Origin of the sequence: Methylobacterium sp. BE186 (assembly GCF_031457035.1) — a bacterium.
GTDB classification, from domain to species: domain Bacteria; phylum Pseudomonadota; class Alphaproteobacteria; order Rhizobiales; family Beijerinckiaceae; genus Methylobacterium; species Methylobacterium segetis.
The window spans coordinates 256273-276841 of the sequence record NZ_JAVDVV010000003.1; the positions used below are offsets into that span (position 1 = coordinate 256273).

Here is a 20569-nt window from a genome sequence, read left to right on the forward strand (position 1 = left end):
ACACGGACTGAAGACGCCTTGCCACGGGAACCTTGACGACCCTACTGTCCAATGATGTTGACGATTGATCAGTCAATTCATCTCGACACACCGAGTGAGCGGCGGAAGCCGGGCGCTGTCGTGATCGGCAGCGGCTTCGGCGGCCTCGCAGCGGCCATCCGGCTCGGTGCGCGGGGCTACCGCGTCACGGTGCTGGAGCGGCTCGATCAACTCGGCGGGCGTGCCCGTGTCCATCGGCAGGACGGATTCACCTTCGATGCCGGTCCGACGATCGTCACCGCGCCCTTCCTGTTCGAGGAGTTGTGGGCGCTCTGCGGGCGGCGCATGTCGGACGACGTCCACCTCGTGCCGATGCGACCCTTCTACCGGATCCGGTTCGAGGACGGGGCGACCTTCGACTACAGCGGCGACGAGGCCGCCATGCGAGCCGAGGTCGCGCGGTTCTCGCAGGCCGACGTTCCGGGCTACGAACGCTTCATGGCGCGCAGCCGCGAGATCTGCCGGGTCGGGTTCGAGGAGCTCGGGCACGTTCCCTTCGGCAGCGTCCGGGACATGCTGCGGATCGCCCCCGATCTCCTGCGCCTCGGCGGCCACCGCAGCGTCTACGGGGAGGTGTCGCGCCACATCCGCGACGAGCGGCTGCGCACCATCTTCAGCTTCCACCCGCTGCTGATCGGCGGCAGCCCGTTCCGGGCGAGCGCGATCTACTGTTTGATCGCGCATCTCGAACGGCGCTGGGGCGTCCATTTCGCGATGGGCGGCACGGGCCGCCTCGTCGACGGGCTGGCCGGGCTGATCCGGGGGCAGGGCGGGAGCCTGCGCACCGGCACGGATGTGGCGGAGATCGGCGTCGAGAACGGCCGGGCGACCGGGGTCACGCTGACAACGGGCGAGCGTATCCCCGCCGACATCGTGGTCTCGAACGCCGATTCGGCCTTCACCTATCGTCGCCTGCTGCCGCCCAGGGTGCGCCGCCGCTGGAGCGACACCCGGATCGAGGCGGCCAAGTCGTCGATGGGCCTGTTCGTCTGGTACTTCGGCACGAAGCGCAAATATCCGGACGTCGCCCACCACACGATCCTGATGGGTCCGCGCTACCGCGAGCTCATCGCCGATATCTTCGGGCGGAAGCACTTGGCCGACGATTTCAGCCTCTACCTGCACCGGCCGACCGCGACGGACCCGATGCTGGCGCCGCCGGGCCACGACGCCTTCTACGTGCTCTCCCCCGTGCCGAACCTGGCCGGCGGCCAGGATTGGAGCGCCTGCGCGGAGCCCTACCGCGCACGCATCGCGCGGTTTCTGGAGGCGAGCCTCCTGCCCGGCCTCTCCGGGTCCGTTGTCACCTCGAAGGTGACGACGCCGCAGGACTTCGCCGACGATTTCCTGAGCTTCCGCGGGTCCGGGTTCGGCCTGGAGCCGGTGCTCACGCAATCCGCATGGTTCCGGCCGCACAACGCCTCGGAGGACGTGCGCAATCTCTTCCTCGTCGGGGCCGGCACCCATCCGGGCGCCGGGCTTCCCGGCGTGCTCTCCTCCGCCAGGGTTCTCGATCGGGTGGTGCCGGATGCGCGCGTCTTCGCCTGACCTTGCCGAGCCGGCCCCTGGGCGCCACGCCGGCGAGCGGGACCATGCCGCCTGCCGCACGGCGATCCGGCAGGGTTCGCGAAGCTTCTACGCGGCCTCGCTTCTGCTGCCGCCGAGCACGCGCAGGGCGGCCTACGGGCTCTACGCCTTCTGCCGACACTCGGACGACGCGGTGGACGAGGCGCGCGCCGGCACGTCGCGTGCGGCGGTCGCACGGCTCGAGGCGCGCCTCGCGCGGATCTACGCCGGTGACCCAGCCGACCAACCGGCCGACCGGGCGCTCGCCGAGATCGTCGCTCGCTACGCCATCCCGCGGGCGCTTCCGGAGGCGCTCCTCGACGGCCTCGCCTGGGATGCCGAAGGACGCCGTTACGAGACGCTGTCCGACGTGTGCGCCTACGCGGCCCGGGTCGCTTCCGCGGTCGGAGCGATGATGACCCTGATCATGGAGGTTCGCGATGCCGACGCCCTCGCGCGCGCCTGCGACCTCGGCGTGGCGATGCAGCTCACCAACATCGCCCGCGATGTCGGCGAGGATGCCCGAGCCGGCCGCCTGTACCTGCCGCTGCGCTGGCTCGCGGAGGAGGGCATCGACCCGGACGCCTTCCTCGCGGCACCTGCGGCAGACCCGGCGATCGGTCGCGTCGTCGCGCGCCTGCTGGAGGCCGCCGAACTGCTCTACGCCCGGTCCGAGGCCGGCATCGGCGCGTTGCCGTTGGCCTGCCGCCCCGCGATCCGCGCTGCGCGCCTGATCTATGCCGAGATCGGCCGGGAGATCGAGCGCGCGGGTTTCGATTCGGTCGACCGCCGGGCGCGGGTCCGCGGGCGCCGCAAGGCCGCGCTTCTCCTGAGGAGCGCACTGCCCCTGGCCGGCACCGACAGGTCGGCACATTGCCTGCCGGAGACGGCCTTCCTCGTCGCGGCGGTGGCGGCGACGCCGCCCCCCGCCGCCGCCCCGGTCTGGTGGGACATCGCAGGTCAGGCGGTGCGCGTCCTCGACATGATCGAGACCTTGCGCGAGCGCGAGGCCCTGACGCGCGAGAGCGCGCCGTGAGCGATCCGCTCTTCGCCTTCTTCGATATCGGCCTCGTCTTCGCGCTCGCCCTCGGCGCCGCGATCTGGCAGCTCGTCGTCCTCAAGCGCAGCATCCGGCGCGACCGTGAAGCCGCCGCGCAGCGTCGCGCCGATGTGGGGGAGGGCGGCCCGCCGTGATCGCCTCGACCGCCCTGGAGCTGCTGCTGATCGGCTTGGCGGCTTGGCAGCTCGTCGTGGTCCGCCGGAGCATGCGTGCGGACCGGGAGCGGGCGGCGTCGGAGACGCGGGAGGACACACCGACCGGGTGAGACGTTCCGCACCCGTTCCGAATCGATGGGAGTGCCGGCGTCGCGCTTACCGCGCGGCGGTGCCGCCGAGATGGAACACCCGGTGCGGCACCAATTCGCCGCGCTCCACATCGCCGACCGCGACGAGGATGCCGGCGCAGGTCGCGAACACCTTGCCCTCGGTCGGCGCGTCGCGCCCGCGCAGGATTACCGGCTGACCGCGCATCAGGCGCAGTGCCATGTCGCGCGAGATCGCGACGGAAGGGATCGCGTCGAGGGCCGTCTCGACCGGGTGCAGGTGAGGCGCGTTGCCTTCGGGGCCGGCCGCCTCAAGGGCGGAGACGTTGCAGGCTTCCGCCTCCGCGAAGGGGCCGACCCGGGTGCGGCGCAGAGCGGCGACGTGACCGTAGCAGCCGAGCATGCGGCCGAGGTCGCGCGCCAGCGCCCGCACATAGGTGCCCTTGCCGCATTCGGCCGCGATGACCGTGCGGCCCTCTGCGTGCTCGACCACGGAGAGATGGTCGATCTGCACCGGCCGCGCGACGAGCTCCACCACCTCGCCGTCCCGCGCGAGGTCGTAGGCGCGCTCGCCCGCGATCTTGATGGCGGAGAAGCGCGGCGGGACCTGCTCGATCGCCCCGATGAAGGTCGGGAGTGCCGCCTCGACGGCCTCGCGTGTCGGCCGCGCCTCGCTCGTCGCGACCGGGCGGCCCTCCGCATCGTCGGTATCGGTCTCGATGCCCCAGGCCACGGTGAAGCGGTAGGCCTTGCGGCCGTCCATCACGAACGGGACCGTCTTCGTCGCCTCGCCGAGGGCGATCGGCAGGATACCGGAGGCCAGGGGGTCGAGCGTACCGGCATGCCCCGCCTTCTTCGCGTTGAAGGCCCGCTTCACCACGGCGACGGCGTGCGTCGAGGTCATCCCGACGCCCTTGTCGAGGATGACCCAGCCGCTCACGTCACGCTTCTTCGGCCGGTCGGGACGGGGGCCGCCGCGGGAGGGACGGCGCCCGTCGAGGGGACGGCGGTCGCTCGGGCGCATCGTCTCCGGCGCTGATTCCTGGCGCTCGATGGGCGGAACGTCGGTCATGGGATCCTCGGTCGATGACGGTTCGGCCGCTCGGGCTCCGGAGTTGAACCGGGCCTCGCCGCGCCGTCCAGCGTTTCGGGTCGAATGGGTTCGGTCGGGCGCCGGGGTCAATGCCCGGAATCGGCCTCGGGTTCGCCGTCTGATTCCGCGTGCGGGGCGCTGTCCAGATCCCGCTGGACCTTCTCGCTGCGCAGGAGCGCATCGATCCGGGCGGCCTCGTCGAAGGTCTCGTCGCGGCGGAAGCGGAGCTCGGGAGCGTATTTGAGATTCACCCGGCGGGCCACCTCCTGGCGCAGGACCTTCCGGTTGCGCTCCAGAGCGGCGATGACCGGCGCCTCGTCCTGCCCGCCGAGCGGCATGATGTAGGCGGTGGCGAGCTTGAGGTCCGGCGACATCCGGACTTCCGGCACCGTGACGACATGCGTGCCGAGTACCGGATCCTGGATATCGCCGCGCTGAAGCACCTCGGCGAGGGCGTGACGCACCAGTTCCGCCACACGCTGCTGGCGCTGAGAGGGACCGGCACTCTGCTGTTTCTGGGCCATCACGACGTCTAACGCGGTTCGGGCGGCGAACGCTGCAACGGGCGCGGGGACCGCGTCCCCGCCGAACCCCCATTCAAGGGCTACGGTCGGGACGGTCCCTCCACCTGCCGAGCATCGCCGGAGCATGGATCGCGAGCGGCCACATGACGGCGAACCTGAGGACCAGGACGCCGTCCGCGAAGCGGGCGCCGAGCGAAGGCGCTTCCTTTAGCGCAAATACTCGTTCGGGATATAGGCCTGTTCCGCGCGTTTGGCCGTCGCGGGGGTGCGTGCAGGGTGATCGTGGATATGCGCCGCGAACATGCGGTCGATCCAGCCGGCGTTCTTGAAGATGCGCTTCGAGCGCAGGACGTTGAAGGGCGCGATCTTGCGCAAGCGATGCGCCTCGTTGAACTCCGCCACCGCGAGAAGCTCGCCGTTCCAGGGGTTCGCCCCGTCCATGCTCACGTCGTCGAGGTAGACGGGCACCAGTGGCAGATACTGGTCCGCCCGGCCGCCGAGGATCGTGAGCACCTTCACGGCCGAGGAGTAATAGTCGACGTCGACCGAGACGAAGCCGATCGGCGCCTCGGGCGACACCGAGGCGAGGAATTCGGGAATCGTCGTCTCCGCGTCGCCGATCACGAGGCGGCACCGGCCTGGCAAGGCGCGGCGCAGGGCCTCGAAATCCATCGGGAAATCGCCCTCCTGGAAATATTCCGGCATGTCGCGGTAATCGATCGCGGGCGGCATGCCGCTGCCGGTATCGAACCCCACGACATCGATGGCGACGCCCGTCGCGGCCTCGGCGCGCTCGGCAAGCTCGCACATGTTCAGGAGGCCGGCCCCGGCGGCGACGCCGAATTCCAGCACCGTGATCCGCGACAGCCCGCGCTTCTTCGCCTCCTCGGCCGCGAACAGGATCGGGAAGGCGTATTGCTGGCGCACCATCAGGTCGAAGGCGACCTTGGCGCGGAACGAGCCGAACAGGGCGACGCCGAGCGAGATCAGGTTGAGGTGCAGCGGCTCCGTGAGGCGCTCGACGAAGATCTTCCGGTGCTTGCCGTCGGAGAGCGCCCGACGGATCACGTAGGAGTTCAGCATCGGCCCCCGTCCTCGCGGCCCGTCGACCGCCTCTGCATGATTGTCTCGTTGAGCCCGAGGCTAAGCGGTGCAGATGCACCTGAACAGGGCGCCCCTGGGCCGCCCCGCACGAATCGAGCGTCAACGTTAAGAGCGTCTCCGGTCGCCAAAAGAAAGGGCGCGGCCTGAGGCAGGCCGCGCCCATCGTCCCGGAGGGAAGGACCGCCTCAGAGCGTGCGGCGGATCTCCTCGACGCGGTAGCACTCGATCGTGTCGCCCGCGCGCATGTTCTCGAAGTTCTCGAAGGCCATGCCGCATTCCTGGCCCGAGGTGACTTCCTTCGCGTCGTCCTTGAAGCGCTTCAGGGTCTTCAGCTTGCCCTCGTGGATCACGACGTTGTCGCGGATCAGGCGAACATGGGCGCCGCGCTCCACCACACCATCCTGGACGCGGCAGCCGGCGACCTTGCCGACCTTGGAGACCTCGAAGACCTCCTGGACCAGCGCCTCGCCGAGGCGCTCCTCGCGGAGCGTCGGCGGGAGCATGCCGGACATCGTGGCTTTGATGTCGTCCACGAGGTCGTAGATGATGTTGTAGTAGCGGATCTCGGTGCCGGCCCGCTCGGCCGCCTCGCGTGCCTCCTTGTGGGCGCGCACGTTGAAGCCGATGACCACGGCCTTGGAGGCCTGCGACAGGGTGATGTCGGATTCGGTGATGCCGCCGACGCCCGCGAGCAGGATGCGCGCCGAGACCTCGTCGTTGCCGAGCTTCTCCAGCGCACCGGAGATCGCCTCGACCGAGCCCTGCACGTCGCCCTTGATGACGATCGGCAGCTCCTTGCGGCCGGCGCCTTCCTTGAGATCGCGCATCATGTCGACGAGCGAGCGGTTGGCGCCACCGGTGCGAGCCGCGAGCCGCTCGCGCTTGATGCGCGCCCGGTACTCGGTGACCTCGCGAGCACGGGCCTCGTTCGGCACGACGACGACACGGTCGCCGGCATCCGGCGTGCCGTTGAAGCCGAGAACCTCCACAGGAACCGAGGGCCCGGCATACTGGATGTTCTCGCCCTTGTCGTCGATGAGCGCCCGCACGCGCCCCCACTCGGCCCCCGCGACCACGATGTCGCCGGTAAACAGGGTGCCGCGCTGCACGAGGACCGTCGCGACCGGACCGCGGCCGCGATCGAGCTGCGCCTCGATGACCGTGCCTTCGCCGTCGCGCTTCTCGTTGGCGCGAAGGTTCATGATCTCGGCCTGGAGCTGCAGACCCTCGAGGAGGTCGGGCAACCCGTCACCGGTCTTGGCCGACACCTCGAATTCCAGGGTCTCGCCGCCCATCGACTCGACCTGGATGTCGTGCTGCAGCAGCTCGGTGCGGACCCGCTGCGGGTTCGCGTCGGCCTTGTCGATCTTGTTGATCGCGATGATCATCGGGACGGCCGCCGCCTTGGCGTGCTGGATCGCCTCGACGGTCTGGGGCATCACGCCGTCATCGGCCGCCACCACGATCACCACGATGTCCGTCACCTTGGCGCCGCGGGCGCGCATGGAGGTGAAGGCCGCGTGGCCGGGGGTGTCGATGAAGGTGATGAGATCGCCGCTCGGGGCCGCGACCTGGTAGGCACCGATGTGCTGGGTGATGCCGCCGGCCTCGCCCGAGACGACGTTCGCCTTGCGGATCGCGTCGAGCAGCGAGGTCTTGCCGTGGTCGACGTGGCCCATGATGGTCACGACCGGCGGGCGGGGATCGAGATCCTCCTCGAAATCGGGCTCGTCGGAGGTGAGACCCTCCTCGACGTCCGATTCGGCGACGCGGCGCACGGTGTGGCCGAGCTCCTCGGCGATGAGCTGGGCGGTATCCGAGTCGATCACGTCGGTGATCTTGTGGATCTCGCCCTGCTTCATCAGCAGACGAATCACGTCGACCGCGCGCTCCGACATGCGGTTGGCGAGCTCCTGGATCGTGATCGTCTCCGGGACCGTCACCTCGCGGGCGATCTTCTCCTTCTGCTCCACGTGCCGGTGGCCGCTCATGCGCTGCTGGCGACGGCGGAACGAGGCGACCGAGCGTGTGCGCTCCTCCTCGCCGGCGGTGGCATTGGCGATCGTCAGTCGGCCGCGATTGCGGTCGCCGCCGGGCGAGCGGGGGGTCTTGGGCGGCGTGATGATCTTCAGCGGCATGCCCGGCCGCCGGATCACGCGCTTGGTGTCGCCCTCCTCCTCGGCAGCGACCGCGGGGCGGCCGGCCGGGCGGGCAGCCGCCGTCGCGCCGGCGGGTCGCGCGGCGGTGGCGGGTGTCGCGGATTTCTCGGGCTCGGGAGCCGGCGCGGGCTTCGCCATGAAGCTGAGGTCGCGCGGCTTGCGGACATCGGCCGTGATCGTCCGGCGCGGCTCGCCGGCGGGCGGGCGCGGCGTGATCGGCGCGCGGACCGGAGCAGCGGTCGCCGGGCGGGCAGATGGGGCGGAGCGAGCGGCAGAGGCGGCCGCCGGCCGGGCCGCAGGCGCGGCGGGACGCTGGGGCGCGGCAGGCTGCGCGGCCGCGGGGGCGGCTTGGGCGGGGGCAGCTTGGGCGGGCGCGGCCGGAACCGGCGCGCTCGGAGCGGCAGCGGCAGCGGGCGGGGCGGGTGCGCGGGTAGCCTCGGCGTCGGTGCGCCGCAGGGCCTCCTCGGTCGCGCGGCGGCGCAGCTCGTCGTCCTGCCGGCGACGGGCCTCCTCGTCGCGCTTGCGCTGCTCGGCGGCTTCGCGCTCGCGCTGCTCCGCCTCCTCACGCTCGCGGCGCTGGCGCGCCTCGTCCTCGGCGTGCTGGCGAATCTCCTGCTCGCGGCGCTGCGCGTCGGCGAGAGCGGCGGCGCGGGCGTCGCGCTCCTGCTCGCTCAGCGTCCGAAGGACGACGCCGGAAGACGATCGCTGCGGAGCGGCTGCCGGACGCGCGGGTGCGGCCGGTGCCGACGCTGCGGGACGGCCGGCGGGCGCAGCCTCACGCGGTGCGGCCGTGCCGGGCGTCGCGCCGATGACCCGGCGCTTCACCGTCTCGACCACGACCTGCTTGGAGCGGCCGTGGGAGAAGCTCTGACGGACAGTGCCCTGCTCGATCGGACGCTTCAAGGACAGCGGCTTCGAGGGTGCCTTCGTCAGAGTCTTGTCTCCCGGATTGTTCGTATCGCTCATTCAGCCCAAACCCTGAGGGTTTCCATCGTCCCGTCCACCGGCAACCGTCCCGGTACCGGCCAGATCCGTCACATCGTCGTCAGGCAGATCGGAGCCGATCTCGCCATCGCGGGCGGAACCGGTCCCCTCAGTCGTCGTGGCAACGCCCTCGAAGGAGCGGTACCGACGCCAACGCGCCAGGCAGCCGGACGCACCGACTCCTGCGACGAGCGCAGCGTGTATCACATGATCCCGACCCAAGGCCATGTCCAATTCGACACCGGACAGGTCATCGATGATCGGTACACGGGATATGGCATCGCCATGCCGCCGGTGCAATGCCGCGGCGATCTTCCGGCGTCCATCCGCACTGGCATCGGAGGCGTGGACGATCGCTGCGACGCCGGCGCGGTCGCCGATCGCGGCCTCGACCTTGGCGAAGCCGGCGACCACGCAACCGGCCTTGTTGGCGAGGGCCAGCCCCTGCCGCAGGTCCTCGCGCAGCGACTCGGCGATCCGGTCGGCCACATCATCCGCCGCCTCGGCCGTCTTCGTCTTGAAGGCGCGCTGAAACAGGCGGCGGCGCGCGGCCTCGGCCACGGCCTCGCGCCGCGCGCTCACCCAGGCGCCGCGGCCGGGCAGGCGCGCGCGCAGGTCCGGCACCACCGTCCCGTCGGGCCCGAGCACGAAGCGGATCAGTCGGGCGGGGTCCTGCGAAACGCGCGTGACGATGCAGGTCCGCCGAGCCCCGTGCCGGCCCGTGAGGGGGCCCGCATCGAGATCGGCGATGGCCGGATCATCCGCCTCGCGCGCTGTCGTCATCGGAATCTGATTCCCTCGGCTCGCCTCAGGCCTCCGCCTCCGCCTCCGCGGCTTCCTCGCCCTCTGCCGGCTCCTCGGGCAGAGCCTCGATCCAGCCGGCCTTGAGGCGCGCCGCCATGATCATGGCCTCGGCCTCGGCCCGCGAGACGTCGAACCCGTCGAGGTAGCCGACGTGGCGCACGGCGTCCTGGCCGCGGCCCTCGGTGTAGCCCACGAGATCGTCCGTGGCACAGCCTGCCAGATCCTCGACCGTCTTCACCTCGTTCTCGCCGAGGGCGACGAGCATCGGGGTGGTGATGCCCTCGATCTCCCGAACGTCATCCTCGACGCCGAGTTCCTGGCGGCGAGCATCGTATTCCGACTCGACGCGGGCAAGGTAATCCTGCGCGCGGGCCTGGATCTCGGCGCCGGTCTCTTCGTCTAGGCCCTGGATGTTGCCGAGTTCCTGCGGCTCGACATAGGCCACTTCCTCGACGTTGCGGAAGCCTTCCGCCGCGAGAAGCTGGCCGACCGTCTCGTCGACGTCGAGGGCTTCCATGAAGACCTGGGTCCGCTCGGCGAATTCTTTCTGGCGACGCTCCGATTCCTCGGCCTCGGTCAGGATGTCGATGTCCCAGCCCGTGAGTTGCGAAGCGAGGCGCACGTTCTGGCCGCGGCGGCCGATGGCGAGCGAGAGCTGGTCGTCGGGCACCACGACCTCGATACGGTCGGCCTCCTCGTCGAGCACCACCTTGACCACTTCCGCCGGCTGCAGCGCATTGACGATGAAAGTCGCCTGGTCCTCGGACCACGGGATGATGTCGATCTTCTCGCCCTGAAGCTCGCCGACCACCGCTTGGACGCGCGAGCCCCGCATGCCGACGCAGGCGCCAACCGGGTCGATCGAGCCGTCCCGGGAGATGACGGCGATCTTGGCCCGCGAGCCGGGATCGCGCGCCACCGCCTTCACCTCGACGATGCCGTCGTAGATCTCGGGCACCTCCTGGCCGAAGAGCTTGGCCATGAATTGCGGGTGCGAGCGCGAGAGGAAGATCTGCGGCCCGCGCACCTCGCGGCGCACGTCGAAGAGATACGAGCGGATGCGGTCGCCCGGCCGGAACGTCTCGCGCGGGATCATCTCGTCGCGCCGCACGATGCCCTCGCCGCGCCCGAGATCGACGATGACGTTGCCGTACTCGACGCGCTTGACGAGGCCGTTCACGACCTCGCCGATGCGGTCCTTATACTCCTCGTACTGGCGGTCGCGCTCGGCATCGCGGACCTTCTGGACGATCACCTGCTTGGCGGACTGGGCGGCGACGCGCCCGAAATCGAAGGGCGGCAGGGTGTCGGAGATCACGTCGCCGACTTGGGCGGCGGGGTTGTAGCGGCGGGCCTGATCGAGGGTGATCTCGCGGGCGTCGTTCTCGACGAGATCGACCACGAGGAGGTGGCGCGACAGGCGAAGCGCCCCCGTCTTCGCGTCGATCTCGGCATGGACATCGGTCTCGGCGCCGTAGCGGGAGCGAGCCGCCTTCGCGATCGCCTCCTCCATGGCCTCGATCACGATCTGACGGTCGATCACCTTCTCGCGGGCGACCGCATCGGCGATCTGCAGGAGTTCGAGCCTGTTGGCGCTGACGACGGCCATCGGAATCGTTCCTTCTCTCTCACAATCTGTTCACGCCCCGCCTCAGACGGCGGGACAGGGGCTCGTTCAGTGGAGCTTGCCGGAATCCTTCAGACGCACGGCCTTGGTGACGGCGGATTTCGCCTTCTCCTTCTGCTCCGGCGTCTTGGGCTGTGGGACCTTGGGCTTCACAGGCTTTGCTTCCTTCAGCTTCGGCCGCTGCGGAGCGGGCACGAGGCGCACCGCGTGCGGTGCGTCGGCCTCGACCTGATCCGGTTCGAGATCCTCGTCGTCGTCCTGCGGCGGGGCGGACCCGCGGCGGAGCGATTCGCGGATCAAATCGTCGGTGAGGACGAGATGGGCCTCGGCGAGATCGCGCAGCGGCACGTCGATCCGGCTCGGCAGGCCCTCCTTCACGTCGGGCAGATCGACCGGCACGGTCCGCCCGTCCGGGCTCGGCGTGTCGATGATGCCGCGGAAGCGCTTGCGGCCGTCGAGCGGGACGGCAAGCTCGATCTTGGCCTCGTAGCCCGCCCAGCGGGCAAAGTCGGAGACGCGCACCAGCGGCCGGTCGATGCCGGGCGAGGAAATCTCCAAGTGGTAAGGCCGACCGACCGGGTCTTCGAGATCGAGGATCGGCGAGAGCGCGCGGCTCACCGCCTCGCAATCCTCCACGGTCATCGACCCGTCCGGCCGCTCGGCCATGATCTGGACCGTGCAACCGTTCGTGCCCGAGACTTTCACGCGCACGAGTTGGTAGCCGAGCCCCTCGATGGGGGCCTCGACCACCTGCACGACGCGCGCGGCGACGCCGCTCTCGCTGACCAGACGCTTCTCGGGGGCTTCCGCCATGCGCTCAAGGCTCCGACGTGACAGGCCGGGTCGCGCGATGCGGCAATAAAAAAGAGCGGGCCCGGTGGGGCCCACTCCCGAACCGCAGCCTCACGACTGCAACCAGAACTGTTGGGTCTGAAATAGCGCCGGGAGCGCCGGGATTCAAGCCAATTTCTCGCGGATAGAATGCTCCCTTCCAACAGAGAGGGGGTGCGGCGAGCGATCGTCAGCCGATCTCGATGGGGAAGGGCGCGGGTATCCGGTTGGGCTCGATCGCGATGCCGCGCGGTGTCCGGCTCTCGGCTATGGAGGAGCAGCCCGATGAGCGCCGTCTGGCTGACGGGCGGGCGCACGCTTGATCGCGCCTATCCTCGCGGGCGAGGCGGGGTGCGAGGCGGACGGCTCAGTCTCGACAAGCGGACTTGCTGGCCCCTGCCGGATCCCGATGTGTTCGCATGCCGGATGCCAGGCGTCGCTATCAGGCCTCTTCAAGATCGGGAGGAAGAGCTGTCGGACTTGCTTCTTGGTCGTTATGCGTTCTGGTCCAACCGGGACATGGCGGGTTGACAGGACGTGTCGGTCAGACCTCACGCTCAAGCGGGAAGGGCGTCGGCACCCAGTACGGCTCGATCGCGGTGCCCCGCACGTTCTCGGCTTCCCATCGGTGGAGGATCCGCGCCAAGGAGGCTCGGTCATCCGCCATGAGAGGCTCGCCGATCTCGCAATAGCGATCGTACAGGAACTGATCCTGTGGGTCGCGCATGACCTCCCCTTTCCAATACAGGTGGCCGCGCTCCCGCCAGAGGTCCCGCGCGGCATCAAGCTCCCCGAGTGCCACGGCGGCAACGAGGTGCCACCGCCAGCCACGGGTCAGGACCGTCGGCTGGTGGCCGCGCACGAAGGCGAGCGCCTTCTCCAAGCTGTCGAGCGGATGGAGCATCGGCAACACGCTCTCCTCCATAGCCTGCCGGAAGCCGCCCGGCATGGCCGGATCGTCCCAATCCCATCCAACGAAATCCTCGCCTTTCGAACCGGTCCGCCGCAGGAATCTCTGGCCGCAGCACCCGTAGGATCGGGCCGGCCTCGCTTCGGGTGCATAGAGTTCGGTGACTTCCCAGCTCAGATAGAACCGTCGTGCACATGAGGATCGATCAAACCGGATGGTGCGCCCGACATGGTCGATCGGCTTAAGCCAAATCACGTGACCCTTAATCAGGATCAAATCAGAGCGTTGATCGAGCAAATCCTTTGAAAGACTCTTAATCTGTTTTAATGTCGTCATGTCCGAGGCCTCACTTACACGATGATGATCTGCTGAACGTGGGGATAGCGTTTCTTCACAATGGTTGCGATCCAGAGAGCGCGTGAAGCGGAGAGCCCCCGCGATCCCGTCTTATGGTCATAGACACACACCGTGTTGTGCTTTGTATTTTCAAGCACATCTAGACGAATGGATCCGAGATCTCCGTAATCAGCCTCTTTTCCATTATCGTCGAAAGAAATTTCAGCAACGAAATCAGGATCATTTCGCGAATTTATCGCGTTGGCTATTTCGTAGTGCAGGGCATTTCCAAAATTTTGCGGTGTGAGTAGCGGCTTCGACTGCCTCAATTGAGCAGCGACCCGATCGGCAAGAGCCGAGACTTCACCTGCTCGCGGACAGGCGACCTCAAGCTCCGATCGCGTCAGCGGCCTCACCCACACCAACGGAGCGTTTTCCAGGCTTCCGTCTTGCGCGTACCCGTTGGCGGAGAGACCGAGGGCAGCCCCAAACCGGCCTTCTCGTGCCGAAAGAACCGTGGCGAGGATGGCTGCCAGTTCGACCGTGGTCGTGACGACCAGCGGCAGCGCAGGAAGGAAAGCGGGCTGAACGCTCGCGACGGGCTTTACGCCCGTTCCGGTGAAGCGCGTACGGGACAGAATCTCGCCGGACGACCCATCCCGGATGGTTTGCATGTCGCCGGACGTCTCGAAGACCCGACTCTCGCCGTCCGGTGCGGTGACCGTGTGCTCCTCGTCACCGGCGCGCGGGCCCGCATGGATCCGGATGGTGAGAACTTCGGAGCCGTCCTCGAGCAGCGTGCGCTCGCGGCTGCGACCGTCTTCGCCTGCCTGATCCTGCGACGCGAGGGAGGCCCAGAGGCCCGGCCCCACGAGCGCGGGATCGACGTCTCCCTCGCCTGCTCCGCTGCCCTCCGAGATCCACTGGCCGCCATCCGGTTGACCGGCCGGCGCGCGGGGCTGATCGGGACTGTACTTGCGGGCGAGGCTCCGCGAGAGACGGATGAGATTCGTCTCGACCAGCAGCCCCGCCAGCACTTGGCGGATGCGGCTGAGTTCGCTGTCGCGCGGCGGCAAACCTAACATCTCGACAGCCTGTGTTCGTGCTTTGTTCTTTAAGCGGTACAGATTCCTAGGTCTGTTGTCACATCAAGTCCGCGTTACGGCACAAACGAGAAGCGCCGCCCCGCTCAGGCGGGACGGCGCTTTTTGGACCGAAGACGCGTGCGACGGCGGATCAGGCCGCCTGCTTCGCCTTGCTCAGGAGCTTCCGATTAATCAGCACCTCGGCGATCTGCACGGCGTTCAGCGCCGCGCCTTTGCGCAGGTTGTCCGAGACGCACCAGAAGGCGAGCCCGTTCTCCACCGTCGCGTCCTCGCGGATGCGGGAGATGTAGGTGGCATCCTCGCCGGCCGCCTCGTGGGGCGTGATGTAGCCGCCGGGCTCACGCTTATCGACCACGAGGACACCCGGCGCCGCGCGCAGGATCTCGGTGGCATGCTCGGGCGACAGGGGACGCTCGAACTCGACGTTCACCGATTCCGCGTGCCCGATGAAGACCGGCACGCGCACGGCGGTGGCCGTGAGCTTGATCTTCGGGTCGAGCATCTTCTTGGTCTCGGCGACCATCTTCCACTCTTCCTTCGTGTAGCCATCCTCCATGAACACGTCGATGTGGGGGATGACGTTGAAGGCGATGCGCTTGGTGAACTTCTCGACCTTGACCTCGCCCGCCGTGAAGACGGAACGGGTCTGGTTGAAGAGCTCGTCCATCGCGTCCTTGCCGGCGCCGGAGACGGATTGGTAGGTCGAGACGACGACGCGCTTGATCGTCGCCGCGTCATGCAGCGGCTTGAGCGCGACGACGAGCTGCGCCGTCGAGCAATTCGGATTGGCGATGATGTTCTTCTTGGAGAAGCCCACGATCGCGTCGGCATTCACCTCGGGTACGATCAGCGGCACGTCCGAATCGTAGCGGAAGGCCGAGGAGTTATCGATCACGACGCAGCCCTGCTGGCCGATCCGCGGCGACCACTCCTTCGAGGCCTCGCCTCCCGCCGACATCAGGCAGATGTCAGTGTCCGAGAAATCGTAGGTATCCAGCGCTTTGACCTTGAGGATCTTGTCGCCGAACGAGACGTCCTGCCCCTGGCTCCGGCGCGAAGCCAGCGCGACGACCTCGTCGGCCGGGAAGGCGCGCTCGGCCAGAATGTCGAGCATCTCGCGGCCCACGTTGCCCGTGGCACCGACGACGGCGACCTTGTAACCCATTTCTCCCACTCCGCTTGAAACCTTCGACCCGCGACCGCACGGTTCTTCCGGCGACGGTCCGGCCATCCTGCCCTGCGGGCATATCCTCGACGCGCAGACGGCGACCGCCGGGACGAGATCCGCGCCGCACCCGGGCGGAGCGTCGCCATCGAATCCCAGTCCCGGCTTTCATCCGAGGTGGGGCCTCCGGCCGGCGGGAGCAAGACTCCTCGGTCGCGCAGCTGTCAAGGGCGACCGCGCCACAGCCTCGGCGATCCCTGCCGAAAAAGACTCGATTTACCGAGACCGCAGAAAGGCGGCCGAGAGATCTCGCGCGGAAACCCGGTGGCGAACGGGGGCGCCCATGATGCCTGCAAATGCCCGCCCGGAGCCTGAACCGCGCCCGCGAGATGCCGATGACGAGAGAACGCCGCGAACCGCATTTCGACGCGCTGGGAGGAGCCGATATTCAGGCCGACGGGGCGCCCCCCGCTGCCGCCCCGCGCCCGTTCGGGGCTGCCCGGTTCACGCTCCGCGCGACGGCTGCGGCCGCGGTGATCGCCGTGCTCAGCCTCTATGCCCGCAACACGATCCGGACAGACCCGCCTGTCCGCGAACCGGAGCAGGCGGTCACCGTCGCCTTCGTGCCCGCGTCGGCTCTGCCGGTCAGGCCGGCGGTGCCGATCGCCGAGGCAGGTCCGCGGCTGCGGCTGGAGGATCCCGCCGGGGTCGAGGCGATCCGCCCGGAGCCGGCCCGCATCAACGCCGCCACGTCCTTGCGCGAGGCGAGCCTGTCCCGCGGCGACTTTTCCGCGATCGAGGAATCCCATCTGCGGGTGACGCTGACCCAGGGGGTCACGAGCGAGCCGACCCCGAGCCTGTTCGTCGCGTTGGCACGCCGAGCCGCGGACGGCCCGGGCCTCTCCGTGACGCGCACAGGCGAACGCGGCCGTGTGGTCACGAAATTCGGTGCGGTCGAAACCCTTGAGGCTGTGCTGGCGGGGGTCACGAGCCGCACCTGCACCGGGTTTCTCAGTCTCGAGGCCGCGCCGGTTCGTCTCGAAGGCTGGCTCTGCGCCCCGCTCGCACGACCTCCGGAGGCGGCGGCGCTCGCCTGCGCCCTGGATGGCCTCGCCCTCGACGGATCCGCGGACGCGGCGACCGAGGCCGTCTTCCGTGAAGCGGCGGCGCGGCGCGACCCGCGTTGCCGGAGCGAGAATTCGGTTTCGGCCGTGTCCGATCAGGGCGGGCAGACCGGGTCGATCGGCCCCGCGCGGATCGATGAAAAAATAAGGCGAAAACGGGGCGAAAACGTGCAAGCTAGGCCATGAGTCGGGAACAACGGCTCCGCTGGCACGTCTTCTCCACAGACAAGCCGAGGACCAATGGCCGGAAACACCGATCGGCGCAGGAGCTAGGACAGCTGCGCGCCAGCTTGGCGTGACAGGCTCTTAACCCTTCGGTGCCAAAGTCAGTCCGAATTTAACCAAGGTGCGTCATGCGCTCTTTCAAGATTGCCCTCATGGGAGCCCTCGCTGTCGCCGGCCTCGGCCTCAGCACCGCAGCGGATGCTCAGGGGCGCTACGCGCCGGCGGGCTACCGGGTGAGCCAGCCGCTGCCGATCCGCATCCGTCCGCGGAGCTGGCTCGATGCCGGCAACGTGGTCGAGCCGGGCAGCACCGCGGGCGGGCTCGGGAACCCGGCCACCAACCCGCAGCTGATCGCCGCTTCGAACCAGCTGAACCCGGTCTACGGCCGCAACGATCGCTTCGGCGCGGGCATCCTGCCCGACCCGATCACCAATGGCCCGTTCATCGGCGCCCGGTCGAGCGCGATCCGCAACGTCGACTTCTCGGCGGTCGATGCGATCGACCCGACCTCCTACGTCTCGCGCTACGGCAACCCGTACTGAGCCGACACGAACGACCGAAGCAAGAAAGGGCGCCCGCGGGGCGCCCTTTTCGTTGGTGAGGTCCTCGACCAGTGCCGGTGAGTGTCGGCCGGCGCGCTCAGCGCGCGCGCGCCTTTAGCGCCGCGATCACCGCATCGCCCATGCCGCCGGTGCCGAGCACCTTCGCGCCGGCGCCCGCAATGTCCTTCGTGCGAGCGCCCCCTGCCAGCGCGTCGGTGATGGCGCCGTCCAGGAGATCCGCGGCCTCGCCGAGGCCGAACGAGTAGCGCAGGCTCATGGCGAGCGATCCGATCATGGCGAGCGGGTTCGCGATGTCCTGCCCCGCGATGTCGGGGGCGGAGCCGTGCACGGGCTCGTAGAGGGCCTTGCGGGTGCCGCGTGCGTCGACCGCGCCGAGCGAGGCGGAGGGCAGCATGCCGAGCGAACCCGTGAGCATGGCAGCCGCGTCGGAAAGGATGTCGCCGAACAGGTTGTCGGTCACCAGCACGTCGAACTGCTTCGGGCGCCGCACCAGCTGCATGGCGCAATTGTCGGCGAGGACGTGCTCGAGCTGCACGTCCGTGTAGTGCTCGGCATGAACCTTGGAGACGACCTCCTTCCAGAGGACGCCGGACTTCATCACGTTGTGCTTCTCGGCGGAGGCGACGCGGCCCGAGCGCTTGCGGGCGAGGTCGAAGGCCACGTGGGCGATCCGCTCGATCTCGCCGGTCGTGTAGACCTGCGTGTCGACGGCCCGCTTCGAGCCGTCCTCCAGCACCGTGATCTCTTTCGGCTCGCCGAAATAGACGCCCCCGGTGAGTTCGCGCACGATCATGATGTCGAGGCCCTCGACGAGATCGCGCTTGAGGGCCGAGGCGTCGGCCAGAGCGGGATAGCAGATCGCCGGGCGCAAGTTCGCGAAGAGGCCGAGATCCTTGCGCAGACGCAGGAGGCCGGCCTCGGGCCTGATCTCATAGGCGACGCCGTTCCATTTCGGGCCGCCGACCGCGCCGAGCAGGATCGCGTCCGCGGCGTCGGCACGGGCCAGGGTCTCGTCCGCGAGCGGCTTGCCGTGCACGTCGATCGCGGCGCCGCCGACGAGGTCGGTCTCGGTCTCGAACGAAGCGATACCGAACTCGCGCAGCGCGCCGACCACCCGCTCCACCTGCGCCATCACCTCGGGGCCGATGCCGTCGCCGGGCAGGAGGAGGAGCTTGTAGGTGGTCATGGTGGAACTCGTCTGCTGAAACGGAACGTGCCGCGCGGCTCTATCGGCGCGGGCCGGCCTTTGGCAAGCGGGCGGGGACCGCGATCAGGCCTTGCGGGCCACCGTGAAGCGGGCCGCCTCGCGCAGGATCTCGGCCTTCGCGCCCCAGCGGGAGACCGCCTCTTCGCAGACGCCGACGAGCCGGTCGCACTCGGCACGCGCACCGTCGAGACCGAGCCGGTCGACGAGGGTCGCCTTGCCGGCCTCCTTGTCCTTGCCGGTCGCCTTCCCCATCGCCTCTGGCGAGGCTTCCCGGTCCAGGATGTCGTCGGCGATCTGGAAGGCTTGGCCGAGCGCGAGGCCGTAGCGGAGAAGCGCCGCGCGTTCGTCGGCATTCGCGCCGCCGACGATGGCCCCCGCCTCGACCGAGAAGGCGAGGATCGCGCCGGTCTTCATGGCCTGGAGCTTCAGCGTGTCGTCCACGTCGACCGCGATCGGTCCGAAGCGTCCCTCGGCCCCGAGGTCGAGGAGCTGGCCGCCGACCATGCCGCCGAGCCCTGAGGCTCGGGCGAGGCCGAGGACGAGATCCGCGCGAATGGCGGCATTCGCCTGCCAGCGGGAATCGGCGAGGATCTCGAAGGCCAGGGTCTGCAGGGCATCGCCGACGAGGATCGCGGTCGCCTCGTCGTAGGCCCGGTGGACGGTGGGCTTGCCGCGCCGCAGGTCGTCGTTGTCCATCGCCGGCAGGTCGTCATGGACGAGCGAGTAGCAGTGCACGAGCTCGATCGCCGAGCCTGCTGCGAGCGCGCCCTCCTCGGGACCAGCGAGCATCCGTGCCGTCTCCACGGCGAGAAACGGGCGCAGCCGCTTGCCGCCGCCGAGCACGGCGTGGCGCATCGCCTCCATCAGACGGGGGGGACGTGCGATCTCGCCCGTCCCCGCCTCGGGCCCGAGCCGCTCGGCGAGAAACGCCTCGACGGCGTCGGCGACCGTGCCGAGCCTGTGGGAAAAGGCATCCGCCGGCGTGCCCGGGTTGACCGAAGCGTGGGAAGCTTGCGTTGAGGGCTTCGAGGTGGTCATCGGGGTCGTCATCGAGACTCAGGCCTTGATCGGAAATGAAAGCGTTGCGGTGGGGAGGATCGATCGAAGCGGCGGACCGGGCGGCGCCGCCACCGGCTCGGGCGAACGGGACCTGCCGCGCGCACGGGGCACGCGCCGCGGGCGCAGCGGCTTGGCGCGGCGCATCGCGGGCCTGATCCTGCTCCTCCCCATCCTCGGCCTCGCCCTCATCCTTCTGCTCGCGCTCGTCTATAGCGCGCTGACGCCGCCCTCAACCCTGATGCTCGGCCGATGGTTGACGGGCCAGCCCGCTCAGCGGACCTCCGTCCCCCTCGACGCGATCTCGCCGCACCTCGTGCAGGCCGTCATCGCCTCGGAGGACCAGCGCTTCTGCGCCCATCGCGGGGTCGACTGGGCCGCGCTCCGGGACGTCGTGGACGACGAGGAAGGGCCGAGCCGGGGCGCCTCGACGATCACCATGCAGACGGTGAAGAACGTCTTCCTGTGGCCGGGCCGCTCGATCATCCGGAAGGGTCTGGAGATCCCGCTCGCGATGCTGGCCGACACGCTGTGGGGCAAGCGCCGGGTGATGGAGATCTACCTGAACGTCGCCGAGTGGGGGGAGGGGGTGTTCGGCGCGCAGGCCGCAGCCCGCCACTGGTTCGGCAAGGATGCCCGGGCGCTCAGTCGAAGTGAGGCGGCGCTGCTGGCCGCGGCCCTCCCGAACCCCATCCTCCGGAGCGCCGGCAAGCCCTCACGGGGCGTGCGTGCGGCCGCCGCGCGCATCCAGGGCCGCCTCGGGCAGGTCGAGGGACTGATGGGGTGCCTGCGCGGCTGAGCGGGCAGGGCGACGTCACGCTCGG

General features: G+C 69.2%; 19 protein-coding genes. 7 read left to right on the forward strand and 12 right to left on the reverse strand.

Annotated elements, in window-relative coordinates; translation table 11 throughout:
• Positions 1–54 precede the first annotated feature (54 nt).
• From J2X36_RS05315 to J2X36_RS05330, 4 genes are read left to right on the forward strand one after another with little or no spacing between them, the layout of a single operon-like run.
• On the forward strand, positions 55–1587 hold the full coding sequence (locus J2X36_RS05315) for a phytoene desaturase (protein WP_310347199.1): 1533 nt from the start codon (positions 55–57) through the stop codon (positions 1585–1587).
• Positions 1568–2641, forward strand: a complete 1074-nt coding sequence (locus tag J2X36_RS05320) for a phytoene/squalene synthase family protein (protein ID WP_310347074.1) — start codon at positions 1568–1570, stop codon at positions 2639–2641. The genes J2X36_RS05315 and J2X36_RS05320 overlap by 20 nt, the downstream gene beginning before the upstream one ends.
• Positions 2638–2799: a hypothetical protein gene (locus tag J2X36_RS05325; protein WP_165937873.1), complete on the forward strand. Its 162-nt coding sequence runs from the start codon at positions 2638–2640 to the stop codon at positions 2797–2799. Before J2X36_RS05320 ends, J2X36_RS05325 begins: the two co-directional genes overlap by 4 nt.
• Positions 2796–2930, forward strand: coding sequence for a hypothetical protein (locus J2X36_RS05330; protein WP_281024567.1), 135 nt, complete (start codon positions 2796–2798; stop codon positions 2928–2930). Before J2X36_RS05325 ends, J2X36_RS05330 begins: the two co-directional genes overlap by 4 nt.
• Positions 2931–2976: 46 nt before the next feature.
• On the opposite strand, the gene truB is transcribed toward J2X36_RS05330, so the two are convergent.
• From truB to J2X36_RS05380, 10 genes are all read right to left on the reverse strand, one after another.
• Positions 2977–3999, reverse strand: coding sequence for a tRNA pseudouridine(55) synthase TruB (truB, locus tag J2X36_RS05335; RefSeq protein WP_405029725.1), 1023 nt, complete (start codon positions 3997–3999; stop codon positions 2977–2979).
• Positions 4000–4106: 107 nt separating this feature from the next.
• Positions 4107–4544 (reverse strand): 30S ribosome-binding factor RbfA, encoded by a 438-nt coding sequence (gene rbfA / locus J2X36_RS05340; protein WP_310347076.1) that lies wholly within the window; start codon positions 4542–4544, stop codon positions 4107–4109.
• Positions 4545–4751: 207 nt separating this feature from the next.
• A complete protein-coding gene (locus J2X36_RS05345) occupies positions 4752–5627 on the reverse strand; it encodes a hypothetical protein (RefSeq protein ID WP_132254543.1) in 876 nt (291 codons plus the stop codon).
• A 206-nt stretch (positions 5628–5833) separates the two neighbouring features.
• Positions 5834–8773 (reverse strand): translation initiation factor IF-2, encoded by a 2940-nt coding sequence (gene infB / locus J2X36_RS05350; protein WP_310347078.1) that lies wholly within the window; start codon positions 8771–8773, stop codon positions 5834–5836.
• Positions 8774–9574 (reverse strand): RNA-binding protein, encoded by an 801-nt coding sequence (locus tag J2X36_RS05355; RefSeq protein ID WP_132250584.1) that lies wholly within the window; start codon positions 9572–9574, stop codon positions 8774–8776. It lies immediately after the preceding gene.
• Between the two features lie 25 nt (positions 9575–9599).
• Positions 9600–11204 carry a transcription termination factor NusA gene (nusA, locus tag J2X36_RS05360; protein WP_310347082.1) on the reverse strand — a complete coding sequence of 535 codons (1605 nt, stop codon included), beginning with the start codon at positions 11202–11204 and terminating at the stop codon, positions 9600–9602.
• A 66-nt stretch (positions 11205–11270) separates the two neighbouring features.
• Positions 11271–12035 carry a ribosome maturation factor RimP gene (rimP, locus tag J2X36_RS05365; RefSeq protein WP_310347084.1) on the reverse strand — a complete coding sequence of 255 codons (765 nt, stop codon included), beginning with the start codon at positions 12033–12035 and terminating at the stop codon, positions 11271–11273.
• A 562-nt stretch (positions 12036–12597) separates the two neighbouring features.
• Positions 12598–13299 carry a hypothetical protein gene (locus tag J2X36_RS05370; protein WP_310347086.1) on the reverse strand — a complete coding sequence of 234 codons (702 nt, stop codon included), beginning with the start codon at positions 13297–13299 and terminating at the stop codon, positions 12598–12600.
• A gap of 14 nt (positions 13300–13313) precedes the next feature.
• The gene (locus tag J2X36_RS05375; RefSeq protein ID WP_310347088.1) at positions 13314–14375 is read right to left on the reverse strand and encodes a hypothetical protein; all 1062 of its coding nucleotides are present in this window, start codon (positions 14373–14375) and stop codon (positions 13314–13316) included.
• 160 nt (positions 14376–14535) lie between these two features.
• Entirely contained in the window at positions 14536–15570 is a 1035-nt protein-coding gene (locus J2X36_RS05380) for an aspartate-semialdehyde dehydrogenase (protein WP_310347090.1), read from the reverse strand.
• A 395-nt stretch (positions 15571–15965) separates the two neighbouring features.
• Here J2X36_RS05380 and J2X36_RS05385 point away from each other — a divergent pair, with 395 nt between their 5' ends.
• Both J2X36_RS05385 and J2X36_RS05390 read left to right on the forward strand, forming a co-directional pair.
• Positions 15966–16880 (forward strand): hypothetical protein, encoded by a 915-nt coding sequence (locus tag J2X36_RS05385; protein ID WP_310347091.1) that lies wholly within the window; start codon positions 15966–15968, stop codon positions 16878–16880.
• A 167-nt stretch (positions 16881–17047) separates the two neighbouring features.
• On the forward strand, positions 17048–17461 hold the full coding sequence (locus J2X36_RS05390; RefSeq protein ID WP_310347093.1) for a hypothetical protein: 414 nt from the start codon (positions 17048–17050) through the stop codon (positions 17459–17461).
• Between the two features lie 97 nt (positions 17462–17558).
• Here the strand turns inward: J2X36_RS05390 and leuB are convergent, their stop codons facing one another.
• Positions 17559–18668, reverse strand: a complete 1110-nt coding sequence (leuB, locus tag J2X36_RS05395) for a 3-isopropylmalate dehydrogenase (protein ID WP_310347095.1) — start codon at positions 18666–18668, stop codon at positions 17559–17561.
• 84 nt (positions 18669–18752) lie between these two features.
• Complete coding sequence (locus tag J2X36_RS05400) at positions 18753–19739, reverse strand: farnesyl diphosphate synthase (protein ID WP_310347097.1); 987 nt, start codon at positions 19737–19739, stop codon at positions 18753–18755.
• Positions 19740–19776: 37 nt separating this feature from the next.
• On the opposite strand from J2X36_RS05400, the gene mtgA reads away from it, so the two are divergent.
• Positions 19777–20544, forward strand: coding sequence for a monofunctional biosynthetic peptidoglycan transglycosylase (mtgA, locus tag J2X36_RS05405; RefSeq protein WP_132250602.1), 768 nt, complete (start codon positions 19777–19779; stop codon positions 20542–20544).
• Positions 20545–20569 lie beyond the last annotated feature (25 nt).

Excerpts from the sequence above, each read along its gene's own strand:
- J2X36_RS05315 (WP_310347199.1), top strand. The coding sequence starts at position 55 with ATGTTGACGATTGATCAGTCAATTCATCTCGACACACCGAGTGAGCGG.
- J2X36_RS05320 (WP_310347074.1), top strand. The coding sequence starts at position 1,568 with ATGCGCGCGTCTTCGCCTGACCTTGCCGAGCCGGCCCCTGGGCGCCAC.
- truB (WP_405029725.1), bottom strand. The coding sequence starts at position 3,999 with ATGACCGACGTTCCGCCCATCGAGCGCCAGGAATCAGCGCCGGAGACG.
- rbfA (WP_310347076.1), bottom strand. The coding sequence starts at position 4,544 with ATGGCCCAGAAACAGCAGAGTGCCGGTCCCTCTCAGCGCCAGCAGCGT.
- J2X36_RS05345 (WP_132254543.1), bottom strand. The coding sequence starts at position 5,627 with ATGCTGAACTCCTACGTGATCCGTCGGGCGCTCTCCGACGGCAAGCAC.
- infB (WP_310347078.1), bottom strand. The coding sequence starts at position 8,773 with ATGAGCGATACGAACAATCCGGGAGACAAGACTCTGACGAAGGCACCC.
- J2X36_RS05355 (WP_132250584.1), bottom strand. The coding sequence starts at position 9,574 with ATGACGACAGCGCGCGAGGCGGATGATCCGGCCATCGCCGATCTCGAT.
- nusA (WP_310347082.1), bottom strand. The coding sequence starts at position 11,204 with ATGGCCGTCGTCAGCGCCAACAGGCTCGAACTCCTGCAGATCGCCGAT.
- rimP (WP_310347084.1), bottom strand. The coding sequence starts at position 12,035 with ATGGCGGAAGCCCCCGAGAAGCGTCTGGTCAGCGAGAGCGGCGTCGCC.
- J2X36_RS05370 (WP_310347086.1), bottom strand. The coding sequence starts at position 13,299 with ATGACGACATTAAAACAGATTAAGAGTCTTTCAAAGGATTTGCTCGAT.
- J2X36_RS05380 (WP_310347090.1), bottom strand. The coding sequence starts at position 15,570 with ATGGGTTACAAGGTCGCCGTCGTCGGTGCCACGGGCAACGTGGGCCGC.
- J2X36_RS05385 (WP_310347091.1), top strand. The coding sequence starts at position 15,966 with ATGACGAGAGAACGCCGCGAACCGCATTTCGACGCGCTGGGAGGAGCC.
- J2X36_RS05390 (WP_310347093.1), top strand. The coding sequence starts at position 17,048 with ATGCGCTCTTTCAAGATTGCCCTCATGGGAGCCCTCGCTGTCGCCGGC.
- leuB (WP_310347095.1), bottom strand. The coding sequence starts at position 18,668 with ATGACCACCTACAAGCTCCTCCTCCTGCCCGGCGACGGCATCGGCCCC.
- J2X36_RS05400 (WP_310347097.1), bottom strand. The coding sequence starts at position 19,739 with ATGACGACCCCGATGACCACCTCGAAGCCCTCAACGCAAGCTTCCCAC.